16 protein-coding genes are annotated in these 21,018 nt (G+C 66.7%); all 16 read right to left on the bottom strand.

Annotated features, from left to right (window positions below):
- Positions 1-360: 360 nt before the first annotated feature.
- Positions 361-3,561, bottom strand: coding sequence for an isoleucine--tRNA ligase (gene ileS / locus AB0M74_RS29285; protein ID WP_366529516.1), 3,201 nt, complete (start codon positions 3,559-3,561; stop codon positions 361-363).
- A 290-nt stretch (positions 3,562-3,851) separates the two neighbouring features.
- Entirely contained in the window at positions 3,852-4,052 is a 201-nt protein-coding gene (locus tag AB0M74_RS29280) for a hypothetical protein (RefSeq protein WP_366529515.1), read from the bottom strand.
- Positions 4,053-4,117: 65 nt separating this feature from the next.
- Positions 4,118-4,975, bottom strand: a complete 858-nt coding sequence (locus AB0M74_RS29275; protein ID WP_366529514.1) for a DivIVA domain-containing protein — start codon at positions 4,973-4,975, stop codon at positions 4,118-4,120.
- Between the two features lie 69 nt (positions 4,976-5,044).
- On the bottom strand, positions 5,045-5,347 hold the full coding sequence (locus tag AB0M74_RS29270; protein ID WP_228000883.1) for a YggT family protein: 303 nt from the start codon (positions 5,345-5,347) through the stop codon (positions 5,045-5,047).
- Between the two features lie 89 nt (positions 5,348-5,436).
- A complete protein-coding gene (locus AB0M74_RS29265) occupies positions 5,437-6,222 on the bottom strand; it encodes a cell division protein SepF (protein ID WP_366529513.1) in 786 nt (261 codons plus the stop codon).
- 187 nt (positions 6,223-6,409) lie between these two features.
- Positions 6,410-7,171, bottom strand: a complete 762-nt coding sequence (locus tag AB0M74_RS29260; protein ID WP_366529512.1) for a YggS family pyridoxal phosphate-dependent enzyme — start codon at positions 7,169-7,171, stop codon at positions 6,410-6,412.
- A 67-nt stretch (positions 7,172-7,238) separates the two neighbouring features.
- Entirely contained in the window at positions 7,239-7,967 is a 729-nt protein-coding gene (gene pgeF, locus AB0M74_RS29255) for a peptidoglycan editing factor PgeF (protein ID WP_366529511.1), read from the bottom strand.
- Between the two features lie 120 nt (positions 7,968-8,087).
- Positions 8,088-9,329, bottom strand: a complete 1,242-nt coding sequence (gene ftsZ, locus AB0M74_RS29250; protein ID WP_366529510.1) for a cell division protein FtsZ — start codon at positions 9,327-9,329, stop codon at positions 8,088-8,090.
- Between the two features lie 310 nt (positions 9,330-9,639).
- Positions 9,640-10,302 (bottom strand): FtsQ-type POTRA domain-containing protein, encoded by a 663-nt coding sequence (locus tag AB0M74_RS29245; protein ID WP_366529509.1) that lies wholly within the window; start codon positions 10,300-10,302, stop codon positions 9,640-9,642.
- 6 nt (positions 10,303-10,308) lie between these two features.
- A complete protein-coding gene (gene murC, locus AB0M74_RS29240) occupies positions 10,309-11,832 on the bottom strand; it encodes a UDP-N-acetylmuramate--L-alanine ligase (RefSeq protein WP_366529508.1) in 1,524 nt (507 codons plus the stop codon).
- A complete protein-coding gene (murG, locus tag AB0M74_RS29235; RefSeq protein ID WP_366529507.1) occupies positions 11,829-12,959 on the bottom strand; it encodes an undecaprenyldiphospho-muramoylpentapeptide beta-N-acetylglucosaminyltransferase in 1,131 nt (376 codons plus the stop codon). The genes murC and murG overlap by 4 nt, the downstream gene beginning before the upstream one ends.
- The gene (ftsW, locus tag AB0M74_RS29230; RefSeq protein WP_366529506.1) at positions 12,956-14,467 is read right to left on the bottom strand and encodes a putative lipid II flippase FtsW; all 1,512 of its coding nucleotides are present in this window, start codon (positions 14,465-14,467) and stop codon (positions 12,956-12,958) included. The genes murG and ftsW overlap by 4 nt, the downstream gene beginning before the upstream one ends.
- Before the next feature lie 25 nt (positions 14,468-14,492).
- Positions 14,493-15,938, bottom strand: a complete 1,446-nt coding sequence (gene murD, locus AB0M74_RS29225; protein ID WP_366529544.1) for a UDP-N-acetylmuramoyl-L-alanine--D-glutamate ligase — start codon at positions 15,936-15,938, stop codon at positions 14,493-14,495.
- Positions 15,939-15,987: 49 nt separating this feature from the next.
- Entirely contained in the window at positions 15,988-17,064 is a 1,077-nt protein-coding gene (mraY, locus tag AB0M74_RS29220) for a phospho-N-acetylmuramoyl-pentapeptide-transferase (RefSeq protein WP_366529505.1), read from the bottom strand.
- Complete coding sequence (gene murF, locus AB0M74_RS29215) at positions 17,061-18,662, bottom strand: UDP-N-acetylmuramoyl-tripeptide--D-alanyl-D-alanine ligase (RefSeq protein ID WP_366529504.1); 1,602 nt, start codon at positions 18,660-18,662, stop codon at positions 17,061-17,063. The genes mraY and murF overlap by 4 nt, the downstream gene beginning before the upstream one ends.
- Positions 18,663-18,869: 207 nt before the next feature.
- Positions 18,870-20,426 (bottom strand): UDP-N-acetylmuramoyl-L-alanyl-D-glutamate--2,6-diaminopimelate ligase, encoded by a 1,557-nt coding sequence (locus AB0M74_RS29210; RefSeq protein WP_366529503.1) that lies wholly within the window; start codon positions 20,424-20,426, stop codon positions 18,870-18,872.
- Positions 20,427-21,018: the final 592 nt, after the last annotated feature.

Genomic DNA, 21,018 nt, shown 5'->3' with positions numbered 1-21,018 from the left:
CCTCGTCGATGGGGTGGAGCCGCACATCACAGCACCTGCGTCCGACGCGAATAGGGCGTCGGTACAAGGCATTTCAGGTGGATCAGTACCGCACGAGCGTCACTGCCGCCACAGGAGTGCAGCTACGCACCAGCAGTAACATTGCTGATTCTGCCGCTCCCTTCAAGATCACGACAAGCGTTCCAGCAAATCTTCAGCGTGTGATCTTGATCACACTAATTGTGGCGGGTGAGCCCGCACCGATGTAGGCAGCCACGCCCGAGTCAGCCTTCTCATCCCGCGCGCCGACAACGCGACTACAAAAAAAGGCGCGGGGCGGGACCGAATCGGTCCCGCCCCGCGCTATCGATCGAATACCGGTCAGACCTTGGCGATGGACACCCGCACGCCACCGACGATGTCGGCCGCATCCTCCCCCGGGTCACCGAAAGTCAGCTCGGTGGCCAGGATTTCACCGGCGATGAGGTCGCGGTGGGTCTGCGCCCAGGCCGCCCGCTCGGCGGGTACCCCGAGAACCACCGTGATGCGGTCGGAAACATCCAGCCCGGCGGACTTTCGGGTCTCCTGCAGATCGCGGATCACATCGCGGGCCCAGCCTTCGGCCTCCAATTCCTCGGTCACCACCGAATTCAGCACCACCAGCCCGGCATTGCCCGGCAGCGCCGCGGTGGACTCGGGCTCGGCGGCAACCAGGCGCTGGGTGTACTCCTCCGGCAGCAGCTGGATGCTCGCCGCCGTGACAACGCCGTCGGCGTCCTCGGACCACTCGCCCGCCTTGACCGCCTTGATCACCGTCTGCACGTCCTTGCCGAGGCGCGGACCAGCGGCACGGGCGTTGACGACCAGCTCGAACCGGCCGTGCACGGCGACGTCGGTGGTCAGATCGACCTTCTTGACGTTCACCTCGTCGGCGATGATGTCCGCATACGGGCGCAGCCGGTCGGCGTCGGGCGCGGCGATAGTCACCTCGGCCAGCGGCAGCCGCACTCGCAGGTTCTGGGCCTTGCGCAGGCTCAGCACCGTCGAGCAGACCACGCGGACCTCGTCCATCGCCGCGACCAGCTCCGGATCCGCGGGCAGCTCACCCTCCTCGGGCCAATCGGCCAGATGCACCGAACGCTCGCCGGTCAGGCCGCGCCAGATCACCTCGGAGATCAGCGGCAGCAGCGGGGCGGCCAGCCTGGTGACCACCTCCAGCACCGTGTGCAAGGTGTCGACGGCGTCGCGGTCCTCGCTCCAGAACCGCGAACGCGACCGGCGCACATACCAATTGGTGAGCGCGTCGGCGAAGGAGCGCAGCTCGTCGCAGGCACCCGCGATGTCGTAGTCCTCCAACGCCTCGGTCATCACGTCCCTGGTGGCGGCCAGCTTGGCCAGGATGTAGCGATCGAGCACGTTCGTGGAGTCGGTGCGCCATGTACCCGGCCGGGATGCATAGAGCTGCAGGAAGGTCCACGCATTCCACAGCGGGCGCAGCGCATGGCTGACGCCTTCGCGGATGCCGCGCTCGGTGACGATGAGGTTGCCGCCGCGCAGGATCGGCGAGCTCATCAGGAACCAGCGCATCGCATCGGAGCCGTCCCGGTCGAACACCTCGTTCACGTCCGGGTAGTTGCCCTTGGACTTGCTCATCTTCAGCCCGTCGTCGCCGAGCACGATGCCGTGCGCGGCAACGGTTTTGAAGGCGGGGCTGTCGAAGAGCGCGGTCGCGAGCACATGCAGCGTGTAGAACCAACCGCGCGTCTGCCCGTTGTACTCGACGATGAAATCGCCGGGGAAGTGGCCGTCGAACCACTCCTTGTTCTCGAACGGGTAGTGCACCTGGGCATACGGCATCGAGCCCGACTCGAACCAGCAGTCCAGCACCTCCGGCACCCGCCGCATGGTCGACCTGCCGGTCGGATCGTCAGGGTTGGGCCTGGTCAGGTCGTCGATCATCGGTCGGTGCAGGTCGGTCGGGCGCACACCGAAATCGCGCTCCAGCTCGTCGAGCGAACCGTAGACGTCGGTGCGTGGGTAAGCCGGATCGTCGGACACCCACACCGGGATCGGGCTGCCCCAGTAACGGTTTCGGCTGATGTTCCAGTCCCGCGCACCCTCCAGCCACTTGCCGAACTGACCGTCGCGGATGTGCTCGGGCACCCAAGTGATCTGCTTGTTCAGATCCACCATCCGGTCGCGGAACGTGGTGACCGCGACGAACCAGGACGGCACCGCCATATAGATCAGCGGCTGGCCCGAACGCCAGCTGTGCGGGTAGGAGTGCTCGATCGTCTCGTGCCGCAACAGCTTCCCCGCGGCCTTGAGGTCCTTGATGATCACCGGGTTGGCGTCGAAGACCATCAGCCCCTCGTACGGCGGCACCATCGAGGTGAACTTGCCGCCCGGATCCAGTGGTTGCACCAGCTCGATGCCGTTGGCGGTGGCGACATCCATGTCCTCCTCACCGAAAGCGGGAGCGAGATGGACGATTCCGGTGCCGGAGTCGGTGGTCACGTAGTCGGCGGTCAGCACCCGATGGGCGCGCGGATGACCAACGAAGAAATCGAACGGCGGCTCGTAGGACAGATCGGCGAGCGCGGCGCCGTCGTACTCCGCGAGCACTTCCGGCTCTTCGCCGAACTCGCGGGCGTAGTGCGAGACCCGTTCGGCGGCCAGCACATACCGCTTGCCGTCGGCCGCGCGCAGCTGCACGTAGCGCACATCGGGGTGCACCGCGATGGCGAGGTTGGAAGGCAGCGTCCACGGCGTAGTGGTCCAGATCAGCGCGTTGGCGCCGTCGAGCGCGTGCAGCGGGTGCTCGGCGGGCACCCGCAGCACCATGTCGACGGTGACAGCCGGGTCCTGACGCATCTTGTAGGCGTCGTCGAGCCGGGTCTCCTGATTGGACAGCGGGGTCTGCTCATACCAGCTGTAGGGCAGCACCCGGAAGCCCTGATAGATGAGGCCCTTCTCGTAGAGCGACTTGAACGCCCACATCACCGACTCCATGAAGTCGAGATCCAGTGTCTTGTAGTCGTTGTCGAAGTCGACCCAGCGTGCCTGACGCGTCACATAATCGCGCCATTCGCCGGTGTAGCGCAGTACCGAGGATTTACAGGCGGCGTTGAATTCCGCCAGCCCCATCGCATCGATCTGTGATTTGTCCGTGATACCGAGCTGCTTTTCCGCCTCGATTTCCGCGGGCAATCCGTGGCAGTCCCAACCGAATCGCCGATCGACGCGCTTACCGCGCATCGTCTGGAAACGCGGAACGAGGTCCTTCACATAGCCGGTGAGCAAATGTCCGTAATGCGGCAGACCGTTGGCAAACGGCGGACCGTCATAGAAGACGAACTCCCCGGCGGGAGCGACAGGTCCGGAGGAGACCGCCTGCGTCACCACGGAACCCTCCGGGGGCGCCAATGCCTCTGCACCCGAACGGTTTTCAATGCTGGCGTGGAAGGTGTCATCGGCCGACCAAGCGTCGAGGACACGTCGCTCCAGGTCAGGGAAAGACGCCCCACTGCCTGCGCCGAGGTCGACGCGTGGGTATGCGCTACTGGAAGTGTCGTCCGCCATCGCGGATGCCGTCTCCTCGTGCCGCCGCGCCGTAGGCGCGTATGTGTCAGCACGGGGACGATTCCGGCGCCGGTTGCGCCGATACCGCGGTACCACCCCGCTTGTCCAGCGGCAACTGCGCTGGACCTCTCGTTGCGAGCTGTGACGGGCTCACCCGTTCGGTTCTACTGAGCGTGCCGAGTGTTCGCTCGTGCCGCCGTTCTTCCGAAGACTCCCCGGTGATGGCCGGATCAACGCCGCATATGTTTGATTCTAGCCACTGTGGTCAAACCACTTATGGTGGCCCGACCTCAACGTTTAGCGTGCCGTCCCGTCGGCGGTGCGGATTCGCTGTCCGGACTCCGCATGGACAGCGCGCTCACCAACAGCAGCACCGCACCCAGCACACAGACAACGATGCATCCCCACGCCCACACCACCGATCCGGTGGTCAGCGCGGCCACTAGCAGGGCAAAGCCGATAGCGGCGAGGACGAGCGTCAAGACGAGCATGTTGACCCCCTAGGCATGCCAGGCGGCAGGACTACAAAGGCGGCCATGTCGGCCTGATAACGAGACTACTTGCCACCCTTGGCAAACGAGGCCGGCGCGAGATTATTGGCCGTATTGACATCGGCGAAGGCGCCGTCGCCATCGACCGGGACCGCGGAACCACGGTTCTCGAGCTCCTCGAGCTGCGATTCCAGGTACGACTTCAGCCGCACGCGGTATTCGCGTTCGAAGGTCTTGAGCTGCTCGATCCGACTCTCCAGCACGCTGCGCTGCTGGGTGATGGTCGCCATGATCTCGGTGTGCTTGCGCTCGGCATCCGCCTGCAGCGCGTCGGCCTTTTCCTTGGCCTGACGCAGCTGGTTGTCCGAGCGGGTCTGCGCGTCCGACAGCATCGCATCCGACTTCTGACGAGCGTCGGCAATCATGGCCTCAGAGCGAGTGCGAGCATCTCCGACGAGTCGCTCGGAATTTGCCCGAGCGTTCGACAGCAAGTTCTCCGCTTCGGACTTGGCATCGCTGGTCAGCCGGTCCGCCATCTCCTGGGCGAGGCTGAGCACCTTGGCTGCCTGCAGGTTCGCATCGGCGCTCGGGGCTTCCTTGGCGACGGGCGGGGCCACCGGCATCGGGGCGGGCGGCGGGGCCTGCTGCACCGGAGGCTTGATGGGCTCCGGCGGCGGGGCCTGCTGCACCGGAGCCTTCACCGCATCAGGCCTGGCAGGGCCACGATTCTTCTTGGCGTCGGCCAGTTCCGCGTCCAGCTCGGCGACCCGTTGACGCAGGTCAGCGTTCTCCTCGATCAGCCGCGAGAGCTCCTGCTCCACGAGATCCAGGAAGGCATCTACTTCATCCTCGTTGTAGCCGCGCTTCCCGATCGGCGGTTTGCTGAACGCGACGTTGTGCACATCGGCTGGGGTCAGCGGCATGGAAGGATCCCTTCACGCGTCTTTTGGAGATCTAGCAGATCTAGCAAGCTATCTTCTCGGTTCATTCTGTCACACCGGGGCTACCGGTTGCCCGAGCCTGCCCACGATCGACATCAGGATGAAGACGATGAAAAGCAAGACCATAATCGACAGGTCGAGTCGAATTCCTCCCAGTGACACCGGTGGTATCAACCGTCTCAGGAGTTTCACCGGAGGGTCTGTGATCGTGAAGATCACCTCGAGGATGACGACGACGAAGCCGCTCGGGCGCCAGTCGCGAGCAAAGCTACGGATGAACTCGACGATCACCCGGCTGATCAGCAACAGCCAGAAGATGAACAGTACGAAGTACAGCACCGCGAACAAGGCCACGACTTCACTCTGCCCGAAAATCCCCGCCGCGCAAAATGACCACACCGCCCCATGCGTGACAGGTCTGAAACCACCCCCGGATCACACCGCTATTTCTGGTTGTAGAAGCCGGTTTCCGCGATCCTGCGCCGCTCCTCGGCCGATACGTCCACGTCGGCCGGTGAGAGCAGGAACACTTTGGTGGCGACCTTGTCGAATGAGCCACGCAGCGCAAAGGCCAGGCCTGCGGCGAAATCGACGAGCCGCTTGGCATCGGCGTTGCTGAGGTCGACCAGGTCCATGATCACCGGGTTGCCCTCACGGAACCGCTCACCGATGATGCGGGCCTCACTGTAGTCACGCGGGCGCAGCGTCGTGATCTTGGACAAGGGACCTCCGTCCTCGAAGATCCCAGGACGACGCGCAGGGGCGGGCTCGGGGCGCACGCGCTCCTCCAACCGCCGCTCCTCGGCATCGGGATCGACAGCGAGCGCACCCCTGGTGGCTCCCCGCATCATCGGCGCGTTGCCACCGGCACGGAATCGGCCCGCAGTTGGCGCGGACTCGATCCTGGTCGGGCGACGCGGCGCCTCGTAGCGGTCGTCACCGTAGGGCTCGTCGGCATAGTCGTCCCGACGGGACACCGGGTACCCGGCCTTGTACGGAGACTTGTAAGCCGGCTCCGGGTAGTCGGATTCGTCATCGAAGCGATCGGCACCGTACCGATCGTCCGAGTAACGGGGGGCGCCATAGCCCGCCCGGTCGGAGTAGTCACGGGGCCTACGGGTGGCACGCTCGTCCACGCCACGAGGGGCATGCTCGGCGACATAGTCGTCTTCGTAATCCTCGAGCGGAACCATGCCGAAGTACGCCTTGAACTTGTGCAGCGTGCTCATGACTGCGCCTCGCTGTCGCTCGGCTCCGTCATGACCACGATTGTGGCTGCGTCGGTTACTCGCTCGCTGCGCTCGCTCATTCTGGTCGACCTTCCTTCGGCCCCGGTGGCGGCCGGGTGTTGAAGTCTTGCTCAGCCCTCTTCTGCCCCAAGCATATGTGTCGAATGTGACTGATGAGGTTTCTTTGCTACGCCGAGGTTATCGGTCGAGCGCCCATCAAGGCGGTTCCGACACGCACACATGTGGAACCGTGTTCAATCGCGGATTCCAGATCACCGGACATTCCGGCGGAAAGTTCTCGTGCGCCGGGATGGTCGCGCAGTAGCCGGGCATGCACCGCGGCAAGGCGGGCGAACGCGGCGGTGGGGTCGACATCGAGCGGCGGAATCGCCATCAGCCCAGCCAGCCGCAGCCCCGCGGAGTCGGCAACCCGGTCCGCCAGCGCCGCAAGCTCTTCCGGTGCGACGCCGCCGCGGCCGGGATCCTCGTCCAGGCTGACCTGAACGAGCACCTGCACCGGGTCGGTCCGCTCCCCCGCCTCCACCGCGGCGCGCGCGGCGGTGTCAAGAGCCATTGCCAGTCGTTCGCTGTCCACCGAGTGGACCGCATAGGCCCAGCGCGCGACGGTGCGCGCCTTGTTGCGCTGCAATCGGCCGATCATGTGCCAGCGGACATCCACCAGCCCACCCAGCTCGACCGCCTTCGCGGTGGCTTCCTGCTCTCTCGACTCGCCGAACTCGCGGCAGCCCAATCGGTGCAGGATAGCGACATCGGCGGCCGGGAAGAATTTGGTCACCGGCAGCAGCCGCACCGACGCAGGATCACGGCCCGCCGCTCGACAGGCCGCGCCGATCCGCTTGTTCAGTCCGGCCAAGTTCTCCGCCAACTCGGCGGTTCGGCCGTCTACTGCATCGGCCGCAATGGTCTCCGACTCCGCCGCGGCGCTCATGACCCCACCGCCCCGGCGCTCGGCTCGGTCGAGATCGCCGAGGCAACTGCTCGGATGATGCGCTCGCTCATGCGCCCGCCTGTGCCCAGATCACACTGCCCATCCTGCCGGTAGGCGCGCCGCGGCGGTGACTGAACAGGGTGCGATCCTCGATGGTGCAGCGTGGGTCGACCGCGACGGCGGCGACACCGGCTTCGGTGAGCTGCCTGCGGATTCCGGCGCGCAGGTCCAGTGCGGGAGTGCCGCGCACGGTGGTGGTCGCGCTGCCGGGCAGGTGCGCCTCGACATCGGAACGCATCGCGGCGGGCACTTCGTACTGGCGGCCGGAGGCGGCCGGGCCGAGGAAGGCGCCGATCCGATCGAGCCGCGCGCCGACGGAGACCATCGCGTCGAGTACCCGTGGCACGATGCCGATCCGAGCGCCGATGCGTCCCGCGTGCACGGCGGCGACCACGCCCGCTTCGTCGTCGGAGAGCAGAATCGGCACACAGTCCGCGGTCAGGACCACCAGCGCGAGCCCAGGCACGGTGGTCACCAGCGCATCGGTCGCGGGCACCGGCTCCGACCTGGGACCATCGACGATTTCGACATGGCGGCCGTGGATCTGTTCCATCCATACCAGCTGCTCGGGTGCCAACCCGATTCCGTCGGCCAGCCGATCCCGATTGCGCTGCACCGTCGCCGGACTGTCCCCCACATGATCGCCGAGATTGAACGAATCATACGGCGGTGCCGAGAAGCCACCCGCTCGCGTGGTGGTCACCCGTCGAACGGTCAGCGTCGGCGCAATTGTCATGCCCTCAGCCTAACGGCCGACACCACTCCGCCCCGAATGCGCGTATCCCACGTCACAGCCGTTTTCGGCCCCCATCATCCCGGCGGCCACCGGGACCCGGCCCCCGCCGGATCCTGCTTCTTACCTGCGCATGAACGAGGGCACATCGACGTCGTCGTCATCGTCGCCCGAATCCGGGGGTTCGATGTGCGTGCGCGAGTTGTTGGCGATCGTCGGCTCGGCGAGGGTGCGTGCGCGTTCACTGTCCCGATAGCTGGGCACCGATCCCCGAGAAGAAACGGACTGGCTTGTGGCAGAAGAGGTTTCGGCACGCGAGGATGCCGCCACCTCACTGGCGCGGCTCTGCGCGATTTCGCCTGCGCGCGCGGAACCGATCGTGCCGCGGTTCGCGGGTTCGAAAGTACGCCGCGCGGGCGCGCCGCTGTCGAAGCCCGCCGCGATCACAGTGACACGCACCTCGTCGCCGAGCGAATCGTCGATCACTGTGCCGAAGATGATGTTGGCCTCGATGTGCGCGGCCTCCTGCACCAACGATGCCGCCTCGTTGATCTCGAACAGGCCCAGGTCGGAGCCGCCCGCGATCGAAAGCAGCACACCGTGCGCGCCGTCCATTGATGCCTCGAGCAGCGGTGAATTGATCGCCGACTCAGCGGCTTTCACCGACCGGCCCTCGCCACGCGCCGAACCGATACCCATCAGCGCGCTGCCCGCGCCGGACATCACGCTCTTGACGTCGGCGAAGTCGACGTTGATCAGGCCAGGGGTGGTGATCAGGTCGGTGATGCCCTGCACACCGTTGAGCAGTACCTCGTCGGCGGAGCGGAAGGCGTCCATCAGACTCACCGCGGCGTCGCCGAGCTGCAGCAGCCGATCGTTCGGAATGACGATCAATGTGTCGCAGGACTCGCGCAGTAGGTTGATGCCCACCTCGGCCTGGTTGCCGCGCCGCTTGCCCTCGAAGGAGAACGGCCTGGTCACCACACCGATCGTGAGGGCTCCGAGCTTGCGCGCGATCTGCGCGACGACCGGCGCTCCACCGGTGCCGGTGCCACCGCCCTCGCCCGCGGTGACGAAGACCATGTCGGCACCCTTGAGCACCTCTTCGATCTCGTCCTTGTGATCCTCGGCGGCCTTGCGGCCGACCTCGGGGTCGGCACCGGCGCCGAGGCCGCGAGTGAGTTCACGACCGACGTCGAGCTTGACGTCGGCATCACTCATCAGCAGGGCCTGCGCGTCAGTGTTGACCGCGATGAACTCGACTCCCTTGAGACCCTGTTCGATCATCCGGTTGACGGCATTCACACCGCCGCCGCCGATACCGACGACCTTGATCACTGCAAGGTAGTTGTGCGGGGGCGTCATTGGCTCTCGCCTTCCTTCGATCTAAAGCCTGTCGTTTTCGGATTCTCGACACTCCGCAGGGCGCAAACCCTAAACCTCAACCATAGGGTTAGCGTTATGTCAAGTATCCGACTGGTGCGGAACGCTATTCGCCGCCGCCGCGATCCGTGCGCAGGCGCGCCGAAACGAGTGAGGAGAATCTTGTGTGATCCCTCTCGTCTCGCCGCACAACACACAGTATCGTGGACGGTTGCCCCGGCGCCCCGTCTCGGTGACCACCTCCGAAAGCGGAGCGGTCCACCGAAAATTCCCCGGGCGCAATGGGTGTCGATCACCTTACCGTGACGAGATTCGGACTCGAAACGTCGTAGACCGTGCCGTCCCTGGTGAGCAGCGGCAAAACCACGGCCGCTTTGCGTTGGGCGTCGTTCGTCCCGCCCCACAGTACCGTGCGGCCATCCTGAAGATTCAACGAAATATCCGAAATCGACCGCGCGACAACCTCGTCCACCTGAACATTCAGCGCGGGCGGCAGCGCGACCATCACCGACACCGCGGCCCGGGTGACGGGATCGTCGCTGCCGGGATGCCTGGTGAGCAGTTTCGGCACACCGATCGGGGCGGGCTCGATTGCGAATTCGACGCTTTCGGCGTCCATCAGATGCGCGCCCTGCGGGCTGTCGAAGAACAACACCGGGGTGCGTTCCTCCACCGTGACCTTGACCGTCGACGGAAATACCCGCTGCACCCGAACCGTGTGCACCTTCGGGATGCCGGCTACCCGCGCCGCCACCGATGTCGTATCGATACGCAGCATCGAACGACCCGACGGGATCTCCAACTGCTCGCGCACCTGCAATTCGGGCACCGCAACCAATCCGTCGATCCGGACGGTGCGCACCGAGAGCGCCGGTGTGAACCAGGCCAGGACACCGAGAGCGACGAGTACGCACACACCGAGCGATCCCCACAGCCGGATTCGTCGCCACGGCATCGCGGCTCACCGCCCGTACTGTGGACGAGCTCGCAGCCCGTCGAGAATTTGGCTGCCGAGCATCGTCACATCACCCGCACCCATGGTGATCACCACATCGCCCGGCAACGCGAGCGCCGCGACCTGACGGCCGACCCGCGACATATCCGGTTGGTAGTGCACGGGTTTGGTGACCGACTGCGCGACAAGCGCACCGTTCACCCCGGGCAGCGGCTTCTCTCGCGCACCATAGACATCGAGCACGACCACCTCGTCGGCCAGGCTCAGCGCGGCGCCGAAGTCATCGGCGAAAGTGGCGGTGCGGCTGTAAAGGTGCGGCTGGAACACCACGATGACCCGGCCCTGCCTGGAACGGGCGCCATCGCGGGCTTCCTGCTGGACCAACTCCGCGGCGGCGCCGAGTACCGCGCGCACCTCGGTCGGATGGTGGGCGTAGTCGTCGAAGACGCGGACGCCGTTTTCCCGTCCCGAAAACTGGAACCGGCGGTGTACCCCGCCGAAACCCTCGAGTCCCTGGACGATTTCGGCCACGTCTGCGCCGGCGGCGCGGGCCGCGAGCAGCGCGGCGAGCGCGTTGAGGGCCATATGCCTGCCGGGCACCGAGAGTCGCAGGGTGCGCGGCGCGGGCTCATCGGCGAGCTGGAACTGGACGACACCGCCGACATCGCGCGGCTCCCAGCTGTGCAGACGTACCCCGACCGGCACCGGCGCGTCGGACAGCTCGCCCGAACCGTAGCCGAGCACCCGAATGTTCTTCTCCGCGAGCCGGGGGCCGACGCGTTCGGCCAGCGCCAGCGAGCCGGGATCGTCCAAGCACACCACCAGCAGGCCGCCCGCGGAGAGCCGATCGGCGAAATCGTCGAAGACCTGCACATAGGCCTCGTCCGAGCCGAAGAAATCCAGGTGATCGGATTCGATATTGGTGACCACTGCGACGTGCGGGTCGTATTGCAGCAGCGAGCCGTCGCTCTCGTCGGCCTCGGCGACGAAGATCTCACCGGTGCCGTGGTGGGCGTTGGTGCCCGCCTCGTTGAGTTCACCACCGACGGCGAAGGACGGATCGAACCCGCAGTGCTGCAGGGCCACGATCAGCATCGACGTGGTGGACGTTTTACCGTGTGTGCCGGAAACCAGCAGCGTGCGATGCCCCTGCATGAGCGAGGCCAGCACGGTGGGACGCAGCAGCACGGGGATGCCGCGACGATTCGCCTCGACCAGTTCGGGATTGGTCTTCGGGATGGCGGCATATGTGGTGACCACCGCGGTCGGGCCACCGGGCAGCAGGTCGAGCGCGCTACCGTCGTGGCCGATGCGCACTTGCGCACCACGAGCACGCAGCGCGAGCACGCCGCGACTCTCCTTGGCGTCCGAGCCGGACACCGCACCGCCGCGCGCAAGCAGAATGCGCGCTATGCCGGACATGCCCGCACCGCCGATGCCGACCATGTGCACCCGCTCGAGTTCCGGCGGCAGCGCCGACCGCGCGTCCACCGCGGCGGCTTGCACCTGATTGACGCTCGCTTCACTCATCGGCCCGACACCTGCACGACGATCCGCGCGACTTCATCCGCGGCATCACGGTGTCCGGCGCCTGCGGCGGACAGGCTCATCTCGATCAGACGTGCGGGGTCGGTCAGCAGTGGGATCACCTCTTCGATCACATATTTCGGGGTCAGTTCGGAATCGGCCACAATTCTGCCACCGCCTTGGCCGACGACCGGCCTGGCGTTGAGCTCCTGCTCGCCGTTGCCGTGTGGCAGCGGCACATAGAACGCGGGCAGACCGACCGCCGACACCTCGGCGACGGTCATCGCGCCGGACCGGCAGACGACCGCGTCCGCGGCGGCATAGGCCAGGTCCATGCGGGAAAGATACGGCACGGCGACATACCGCGATCGGTCCTCACCCGAGTCGGCGACATCGAGCGTGTTCTTCGGGCCGTGCGCGTGCAGCACCGAGATACCTGCCGCGGCCAGTTGCGGCGCGGCGGCGGAGACCGCTTCGTTCAGTGTTCGCGCGCCCTGCGAGCCGCCGAACACCAGCAGCACCGGGCCCGCGACGGGCAGGCCGAAGTGCGCGCGCGCCTCGGCCTGCAAAGCCGCGCGGTCCAGCGACGTAATGGAGCCGCGCACCGGGATACCGACGACCTCGGCATGCGCGAGCCCCGAATCGGGCACCGCGGCGAGCACGCGGTCCGCGCGGCGGGCGCCGACCTTATTGGCAATGCCTGCTTTCGCATTCGCCTCGTGCACCACCACCGGCACGGCACGCCGACGCCGCAGCACCCCCTTGCCCGCGGCCAGGTAGGCGGGCAACGCGACGTAGCCGCCGAAACCGACGATCACATCGGCGTCGACCGCATCGATGATCGCCCTCGTCCTGGCCACCGAGGCACGGACACGGCCGGGCAGCCGCAGCAGATCGGCGGTCGGCTTGCGCGGCAACGGCACCGGGGGGATCAGCTCGAGCGGATAGCCGCGCTCGGGTACGAGGCGAGTTTCCAGTCCGCGTTCGGTGCCCAGGGCGGTCACCCGGATCGAATCGTCGAGGCGTTTGAGCGCATCGGCGACGGCGAGTGCCGGCTCGATATGTCCCGCGGTGCCACCACCAGCTACGACAACCGACAGCGGTCGGCTCGCGGGCCGCACGTCACTCACCTGGATCTTCCCCGATCTCTCGCATGATTCACCGGATAATTCGGTTCCCAAGCCCGTGTCGCCCGCAGCGAACTCGTACCCCGGCGCTCCGGAGCACGACGTCTACCGGAATCGGAGCCGGGCTGCGGACGCCGGGCGGGCGGCAGCGCCTGACGTGCCCGATCGGCACGGGCCTTCTCTGCGGACCTGGCCTTGGCCGCGGCCGAGCGCGCTCGGGCCGCGTCCGCCCTCGCGGGCGAATACACCTCCGGCTTCGGCAGCCGCAGCAACCTGCTGAACCGGCCGTCCTGTCCAGCGTGCAGTGCGGCGATCGCCTCGGGTTCATGCCGCGCGGCGTTGGCGATCAGGCCGAACATCAACAGAGTGATCGCCAGCGACGAGCCGCCGGCCGAAACGAGGGGCAGCTGTAGTCCGGTAACCGGAAGCAAGCCGACCACATAACCGATGTTGATCAGGGCCTGTCCGGCGATCCACGTTGTCGCGGACGCAGTCAGCAACCGCAAGAACGGATCCGCGGACCGGCTGGCGATTCGGATGCCGGTATAGACGAAGAGGGCAAGTAGGGCGAGCACCAGGCCGCAGCCGAGAAAGCCGAGTTCCTCGCCGATGATTGCGAAGATGAAGTCATTGTGGGCATTCGGCAGGTAACTCCACTTGGCTCGGCTCTGTCCCAGTCCCCGACCCCAGATGCCGCCATCGGCAAGCGAGTACAGCGCCTGCCGTGCTTGATAGTTATCGCCCTGTGTGTCGGAGCCGGGGTTGAAGAAGGACCGAACCCGATTCGATCGATAGCCGGCGGACATCGCGAGAACGCCCGCCGCGATCACCCCCGAGATCGCGATGGTCACAAAGAGCCGAACCGGCAATCCTCCGTACCACAACAGCGAGCCGAGGACGAGTCCTACCGCGACCGTAGTGCTCAGATTCGGCTGCACGACAATCAACAGGCAGACCAGCAAGCCCGCCGGGACAAGGGGCACCAAAATGTCTTTGAGGCTCGCCTGATCGGACCGTCGGGAAGCAAGCAGATGCGCGCCCCACACGATCAACGTGACCTTCACGATCTCCGACGGCTGTACCGATATCGGACCGACCATCAACCAGCGTCGCGCGCCCTGCACGCTGGTACCGATGCCGGGAATCAACACCAGCGCCAGCGCGAGCACCGACAGCGCAAATATCGGGAACGACGCTTGCCTCATCAGACGCAACGGGATTCGCAACGCGATGTAGAACAGCACGGCGCCGAACACTGCGAACAGCGCCTGCTGGTTGAACAAGGAATACGCCGAGCCGCCTACCGCATACTCCACGACCCCAGACGCCGAGAGGACCATCACCAGGCCGAGGGTCGTCAGCAGCATCGCGATTGTGACAACCAGATGGAACGACGCCAGCGGCCGCGCCAGCCATGAACCGGCGCGCGTGCCCAGCCATCGCGCCGATGCCGACGGCCCGCTCACCTTCCCCGCACTACCTGCCGGAGCAGACTTCCCGGGCCTACTCATAGGGTCACGCCGACTTCATCGGAGATCACCGGAAGTCTCCGGCTCGAGCGGTTCCCAGATCACCGTCTTCCAGCGCGTGCACTGCCGCAGCGAAGCTGCGCCCGCGGTGGGAGTAGTCGGCGAACATGTCCAGCGAGGCCGCGGCCGGAGCCAACAGCACGGTATCGCCGTGACGGGCGAACCCGGCCGCCGCGCGCACGGCCTCGGCCATGACGGCGTCGGCCTGCTCGGTTCTACCCATTCCTGCATCGTCTCCCGCGCGCACCTCGACGACCGGGACCTCGGGCGCGTGTCGCGCCAACGCGGTCGCGATTATCGGCGCGTCGACCCCGAACAGCACAGCGGCAACCAATCGGTCGGCGACCTCTTCGACGAGATCATCGACTGCTGCGCCCTTCAATTGCCCACCGGCGAGCCAGATCACCTGTGCGTGAGCGAGGACCGAGGACCGCGCGGCATGCGGGTTGGTGGCCTTGGAATCGTCGATGAACTCGACGCCATCCAATTCGCGCACGAAGGCCGCGCGATGCGGACCGACCTTGTGCTCGATCAGCCCCTCGCGTACGAACTGCGGTGCGACATCGATGGCCCGTGTCAGCGCCGACGCGGCCAGTGCATCGGCGATGCCCGCGGGTCCCGGCGGGCTGATGTCGCCGACTTCGGCCAGGATCGCGGCCTTGGTGAAGGCTCGATCGAGCAACTTGCCGTCGACCACGCCGAGCTCACCGTCGGCGGGGACGCCGATCCGGAAACCGATGACACGACGGGCCTTCGCGCGGCGCGCGAGCGAGGCGGCGACCGGATCGTCGAGTCCGACCACACCGATCCGCCCCACCAGCGCGCGTGCCTTCGCGGCAGCGTATGCGTCGAGGCCACCGTGCCAATCCAGGTGATCCTCCGCCACATTCAGAACCACGCCTGCCTCCGGCCGTACCGAAGGCGCCCAGTGCAACTGGAAGGAGGACAGTTCGACCGCGAGCACCTGCGGACCAGGGTTGCGCCGCAGCGCATCCAGGATCGGCAGCCCGATATTGCCGCACGCCACACTGGCGATGCCCGCCGCGCGCAGGATCGAATGCACCATCGAGGTGGTAGTGGTCTTGCCGTTGGTTCCGGTCACCACCAGCCACTTACGGACCGGGCCGTAGATCCTGGCCTGATCGACCCACCAGGCGAATTCGACGTCGCCCCACACCGGGGTGCCCTCGGTCACGGCCGCGGCCAGTACCGGCGAGTCCGGCCGCCAACCCGGGCTGGTAATGACCAGCGCGAAGCGGCTCCAGTCCGCGGACTCCAGTTCGGTGCAGGTCGCGATGTCGAGGCCGAGACCGGCCGCCTCGGCGAGCGCCGATGCGCCGCCGTCGGTCACCACCGGCCGGGCGCCGATATCGCGTAGCGGCTCGATCAGCGAGCGTCCGGAGACACCCCAGCCTGCCACGAGAACATCACGGCCACGCAGGAATTCGAGCATGGGCCCCGGCGTTCGCAGGGCCCTCGGAGAATGTTCGACCATCGCTAGTTCACCCGACCGCGGAGAGATATTCGCTATAGAACAATCCGAGTCCGACCGCGGAAGCGATCGCCGCCAGCAACCAGAATCGGATGATCACCGTAGTTTCGGCCCATTTGCTCAGCTCGAAGTGATGATGGAAGGGCGCCATCTTGAACAACCGGTTGCGCGTAGTGCGGTACACCGCCACCTGCAGCACCACCGAGGCCGCCTCCGCCACGAACAGCGCACCGATGACGACCATGAGCAGCTCGGTCCTGGTGGTGATGGACAAGCCCGCCAACATGCCGCCGAGAGCGAGCGAACCGGTGTCACCCATGAAGATCTTGGCGGGCGCCGCGTTCCACCAGAGGAACCCGACACATGCGGCAGCACCCGCGGCGCAGACCAAAGCCAGGTCCAGCGGGTCGCGCACGTTGTAGCAGCCGGCTTCCGGTTTGATCGCGCAGGCGTGGTAGTACTGCCAGAACGAGATGACCACGTAACCGCCGAGTACCAGGCTCATCGAGCCTGCGGCGAGACCGTCCAGCCCGTCGGTGAGGTTCACCGCGTTGGACCACGCGACCACGATGATGCAGACGAACGCCAAGAAAATGATCGCGCCCATCGACACCGTGGTGATGTCACGGACATAGGACAGGTGCCTGCTCGCCGGGGTGAGCCCGTTCGCGCCGCGGAACTGCAGGGCGAGGACACCGAAGATCACCGCGGCGGCCAGCTGACCGAGGTACTTACCCGCGGCGGTCAGACCGAGATTGCGCTGCTTGCGCAGCTTGATGAAGTCGTCGAGGAAGCCGACGAGGCCGAGTGCGGTGGTCAGGCCGAGTACCAGCAGACCCGATGCGGTCGGGCCCTCCGCGTCGTAGCCGATGCCGATCAGATGCGAGCCGAGGTAGCCGGCCCACAGGCCGATCAGGATGGCGACACCGCCCATGGTCGGGGTGCCGCGCTTGGCCTGGTGGCTGGCCGGACCGTCGACCCGGATCTCCTGGCCGAACCCCTGTTTGGCGAAGGTCCGAATCAGCAGCGGCGTCAGCAGGATCGACACCGCTAGCGCGATGCCCGCCGCGAATAGAATCTGCCTCATCCTGCTGCCTCCGTGTCAGATCCCGCCCTGGTCCCACCCGCGTGACCCCGCGCACGCTCCGTACCGGTCAGGTACTCGGCGACCTCCCACAGGCCGACCGACTTCGATGCCTTGACCAGCACCACATCGCCCGCCTCGACTTCCTCGTCGAGCAGTGCGATGGCCGAGCCGATATCGGGAACGATGATCGACTCCTCGCCCCATGAGCCTTCCATCACCGCTCCCTGGTGCATCGCCCGGGACGGCCTTCCGGTCCCGACCACGATCAGCCGGTCGACATCGAGACGTACCGCCAAACGTCCGATCCGGTCGTGCTCGATCACCGACTCCTCGCCGAGTTCACCCATTTCGCCGAGCACTGCCCAACTGCGCCGTGCGGTACCACCCGCGCGCGACATGGTGACAAGCGCCTTGAGCGCGGCCCGCACCGAATCGGGGTTGGCGTTGTAGGAATCGTTGACCACGGTGACGCCGTCGGCGGTGGTCCGCACATCCATTCGACGGGCCGATGCGGCATGAGCGCCGGAGAGTGCTCGCGCGATGGTGTCGAGATCGGCGCCGCATTCCAGGGCTACCGCCGCAGCGGAAAGGGCATTGCCGACCTGATGTTCGCCGTGCACGGCCAGTTGTATCGGGACGCTGCCGGACGGGGTGTGCAGCGTGAAGGCTGCCCGCGCTTGGTCGTCGAGCCGGATATCGGTGGCTCGGATGTCAGCACGCTCGGCCTGCCCGACGGTGACCACGCGTGCGGTCGTGCGGTGTGCCATTGCGGCGACTTGCTGATCATCGGCATTGAGCACGGCGAGTCCAGTGGTCGGCAGCGCCTCCACCAATTCGCCCTTCGTCGCGGCGATCGCCTCGCGACTGCCGAATTCGCCGAGGTGGGCGGTGCCGACATTGAGTACGACGCCGATCCGTGGTGGCGCGACCTTCGCGAGAGCGGCGATATGGCCGGGGCCGCGGGCGGACAGCTCCAACACCAGGAATCGGGTGTCGGCGTCGGCCCGTAGCGCGGTCCACGGATGACCGAGCTCATTGTTGAACGATCCCGGCGGAGCCACCACCGAGCCGAGCGGAGCGAGCACGGCGGCGAGCAGGTCCTTGGTCGAGGTCTTGCCCGAGGAACCGGTCACCCCGACGACCGTGAGTCCACCTGTCGCAGTATTGGATCGACGGCCCTCGCGGGGCCCGGCGTGGTCACGCTCCGCTACTTCCTGCGGGCCTGTCGCGGAGAGTCGTTCGACGCTGACCCGCGCCAGCGTGGCCAACGCGGCCAACACCGCGGCGCCCGAGCCGTCCGAATCATGCTCCAGCGCAACCGAAGTCGCAGGCACCGCGCCCGCGGTGGGCGTCACCACGATGGCGGGCGCCCCGACCGGCCGAGCGGCCAGGACCGCGACCGCGCCCGCGGCGACCGCCGCTGCGGCGAAATCGTGACCGTCGGCGCGCTCGCCGGGCAGGGCCAGGAACAGATCTCCGGAACCGATTCGGCGCGAATCGAATTCGACCGAACCCGTCACCGTCACCTCCGGGTCGGGGACGTCGTGCAGCGTGCCGCCGACGACGTCCGCGATCTCCCGCAGTGTCATCTCGATCATGAAACCGTCAAGTCCTCCGCGTCCGTACCGTGCGGACTTCGCTGTGCCGACTGGAAATGTTGTGTTGCGCCGTTGCGGGCGTCTCGTTCTCGTCCAGCTCCACCAGGCCCGAAGTCGTTGTCTGCGTGGGCTGTTCGACTCATACCTGCGCCTCGCTGACGCCCGGCCCCGACGCGCGTCGAGCAACCGGGCACTCGATCGGCTCGGTCATCCCTTCGCCTCGCTGACACTCGACTCCCGCAGGTGCCCGGCGCGGTCCTCCAATGCCTCCGCGAGCACGTCACGGTCATCGAAGCGATGCTTGACGCCCAGGATCTCCTGGCCTGTCTCGTGCCCCTTACCCGCGATCAGCACCACGTCACCGGCGCGGGCCCAGTCTACGGCTGCGGCGATCGCCTCGGCACGGTCGCCGATCTCACGCACCTCCCCACGTTCGCCGGCCGCAATCGCCAGTGCACCCACCCTCAGCGCCGCCCGAATGGCCGCCGGGTCCTCCGAGCGCGGATTGTCATCGGTAATAATCAGCAGGTCGGCGCCGTGTGCTCCCGCCGCGCCCATCAGTGACCGCTTGCCCGCATCTCGGTCACCACCGGCGCCGACGACAACGGCCAGCCTGCCGGGAGCTTCGGGATTGTCGGCCGCGAGGTGCCCGCGCAGGGTCGCGATCACCGACTCCAACGCGGCGGGCTTATGCGCGTAGTCGACGATGGCGAGGAAATCCTGACCCCGGTCGACCCGCTGCATCCGGCCCGGCACGTCGACGGTGGCCAGCGCGGGGCCAGCGATCGCGGGATCGACACCGGCGGCCGCGCACACCGCGACCGCAAGCAGTCCGTTCGCGACGTTGTAGCTCCCTGGAAGACGCAGGCGCACATCGACATTCGCACCGGGACCGGCAGCGGTGAATTCTTGCTCGCCGCCATGTGCCACCACCGGACCGGTCAGATGCCAGGTGCTGTTCGTCGCCACGATCCCCTCGACCGTGGCCACGGTGATCGGGGCGTCGATGTCGGCGGCGAGCCGCCTGCCCCACTCACTATCGACGCAAACGACCGCGGTGCGCGCGGCGACCGGCGAATCCGGTTCGAACAGTCGCCGCTTGGCGGCGAAGTAATCCTCGAAGTCGGCGTGGAAGTCCAGGTGGTCCTGCGACAGGTTGGTGAAGGCCCCCACCGCGAAGCGCACGCCGTCGACCCGACCCAGCGCGAGTGCGTGGCTGGAGACCTCCATCACGACCGCATCCACGCCCTGCTCGACCATCAGCGCGAACATCGCATGCAGCTGCGGCGCTTCGGGGGTGGTCAGCGCGCTCGGCACCCGGCGGCCACCGATCCTGGTCTCGATCGTGCCGATCAGCGCGGTGGACCAGCCCGCGGCGGCGAGCCCGGCCTCCACGAGATAGGACGTCGTGGTCTTGCCGGAGGTACCGGTAATGCCGATGATGCGCAGCCGCTGCGAGGGGTTGCCGTAGATAGCGGCCGACAACTCGCCGAGCACCGCGCGCGGCTGTTCGCGCACCAGTACCGGTACGCCGATCTCACCCGCGAGTTCCGCGCCCGCTGCGTCGGTGAACACCGCGACCGCACCGCGCTCGACGGCATCGCGGGCGAATCGCGCTCCGTGCGCTTGCGCACCAGGCAGCGCAGCGAACAGGTCTCCCGGCAGCACAGCGTTCGAGCGCTGCTCGATGCCGGTGATCGACACCTCACGCGCAGTCGGTGCACCGCGTAACTCCGCGGCGACCGAGTTAGCCAGAGTCGTCAACAATGACGCCGGTGGGCACTCGGGCCGCAACGCGCGCGGTTGACCAGACTGCACAGAAACCAGGCTCCTCTCGGGGGCGGTGATCGACGTGTCAGGTTACCGGTGACGGCTCCCGGCACGGCCAGGCAGCCCCACCGCAGCATCGAGACACCGCCCTCGAACCCTACGACCCCGGCACCCCATCCGCGGGCTCCGCCACGCTGCCCACGGCACACAACCGGTAACCGACGCGGCCGATTTCGCTTGGCTGCCGGCACTTCGTCGCAGTGCGACCCTCCTGGTGGGGCGCACGACAGGGGCGGCAATCGACGCGGCGCCATATGAGCGGAACACAGCTGTGTCCGTCCGCAGGCAATGCGGACGGACACCGACGATCAACGGGGCGATTCCTTCATTCCGACTACGCCACACCGCCTCAGCCGGTAGTCCGTGCGCAGGTTCGACCCATCTACAGGGGTCCCTGCGGATTCTGCGGAGGATTATTCAACGCAGCACACTTCGGCAGATCCGTCCGATGGCATGTCGGCATGTGACCACCCGAGCCACACAAGATGTCGACAGAAGTTGCCGCTGTGCTGATTCCGTAATAACT

The sequence above is a fragment of the Nocardia sp. NPDC051463 genome (assembly GCF_040681975.1).
Classification (GTDB): Bacteria; Actinomycetota; Actinomycetes; order Mycobacteriales; family Mycobacteriaceae; genus Nocardia.
The sequence above is the reverse complement of the archived record's forward strand: the minus strand, read 5'-3'. Positions and strand labels throughout refer to the sequence as shown.

Bases quoted from the DNA above. Each gene is read 5' to 3' on its own strand.
- ileS (WP_366529516.1), bottom strand. From the start codon at position 3,561: ATGGCGGACGACACTTCCAGTAGCGCATACCCACGCGTCGACCTCGGC.
- AB0M74_RS29280 (WP_366529515.1), bottom strand. From the start codon at position 4,052: ATGCTCGTCTTGACGCTCGTCCTCGCCGCTATCGGCTTTGCCCTGCTA.
- AB0M74_RS29275 (WP_366529514.1), bottom strand. From the start codon at position 4,975: ATGCCGCTGACCCCAGCCGATGTGCACAACGTCGCGTTCAGCAAACCG.
- AB0M74_RS29265 (WP_366529513.1), bottom strand. From the start codon at position 6,222: ATGAGCACGCTGCACAAGTTCAAGGCGTACTTCGGCATGGTTCCGCTC.
- AB0M74_RS29260 (WP_366529512.1), bottom strand. From the start codon at position 7,171: ATGAGCGCCGCGGCGGAGTCGGAGACCATTGCGGCCGATGCAGTAGAC.
- pgeF (WP_366529511.1), bottom strand. From the start codon at position 7,967: ATGACAATTGCGCCGACGCTGACCGTTCGACGGGTGACCACCACGCGA.
- ftsZ (WP_366529510.1), bottom strand. From the start codon at position 9,329: ATGACGCCCCCGCACAACTACCTTGCAGTGATCAAGGTCGTCGGTATC.
- AB0M74_RS29245 (WP_366529509.1), bottom strand. From the start codon at position 10,302: ATGCCGTGGCGACGAATCCGGCTGTGGGGATCGCTCGGTGTGTGCGTA.
- murC (WP_366529508.1), bottom strand. From the start codon at position 11,832: ATGAGTGAAGCGAGCGTCAATCAGGTGCAAGCCGCCGCGGTGGACGCG.
- ftsW (WP_366529506.1), bottom strand. From the start codon at position 14,467: ATGAGTAGGCCCGGGAAGTCTGCTCCGGCAGGTAGTGCGGGGAAGGTG.
- murD (WP_366529544.1), bottom strand. From the start codon at position 15,938: ATGCTCGAATTCCTGCGTGGCCGTGATGTTCTCGTGGCAGGCTGGGGT.
- mraY (WP_366529505.1), bottom strand. From the start codon at position 17,064: ATGAGGCAGATTCTATTCGCGGCGGGCATCGCGCTAGCGGTGTCGATC.
- murF (WP_366529504.1), bottom strand. From the start codon at position 18,662: ATGATCGAGATGACACTGCGGGAGATCGCGGACGTCGTCGGCGGCACG.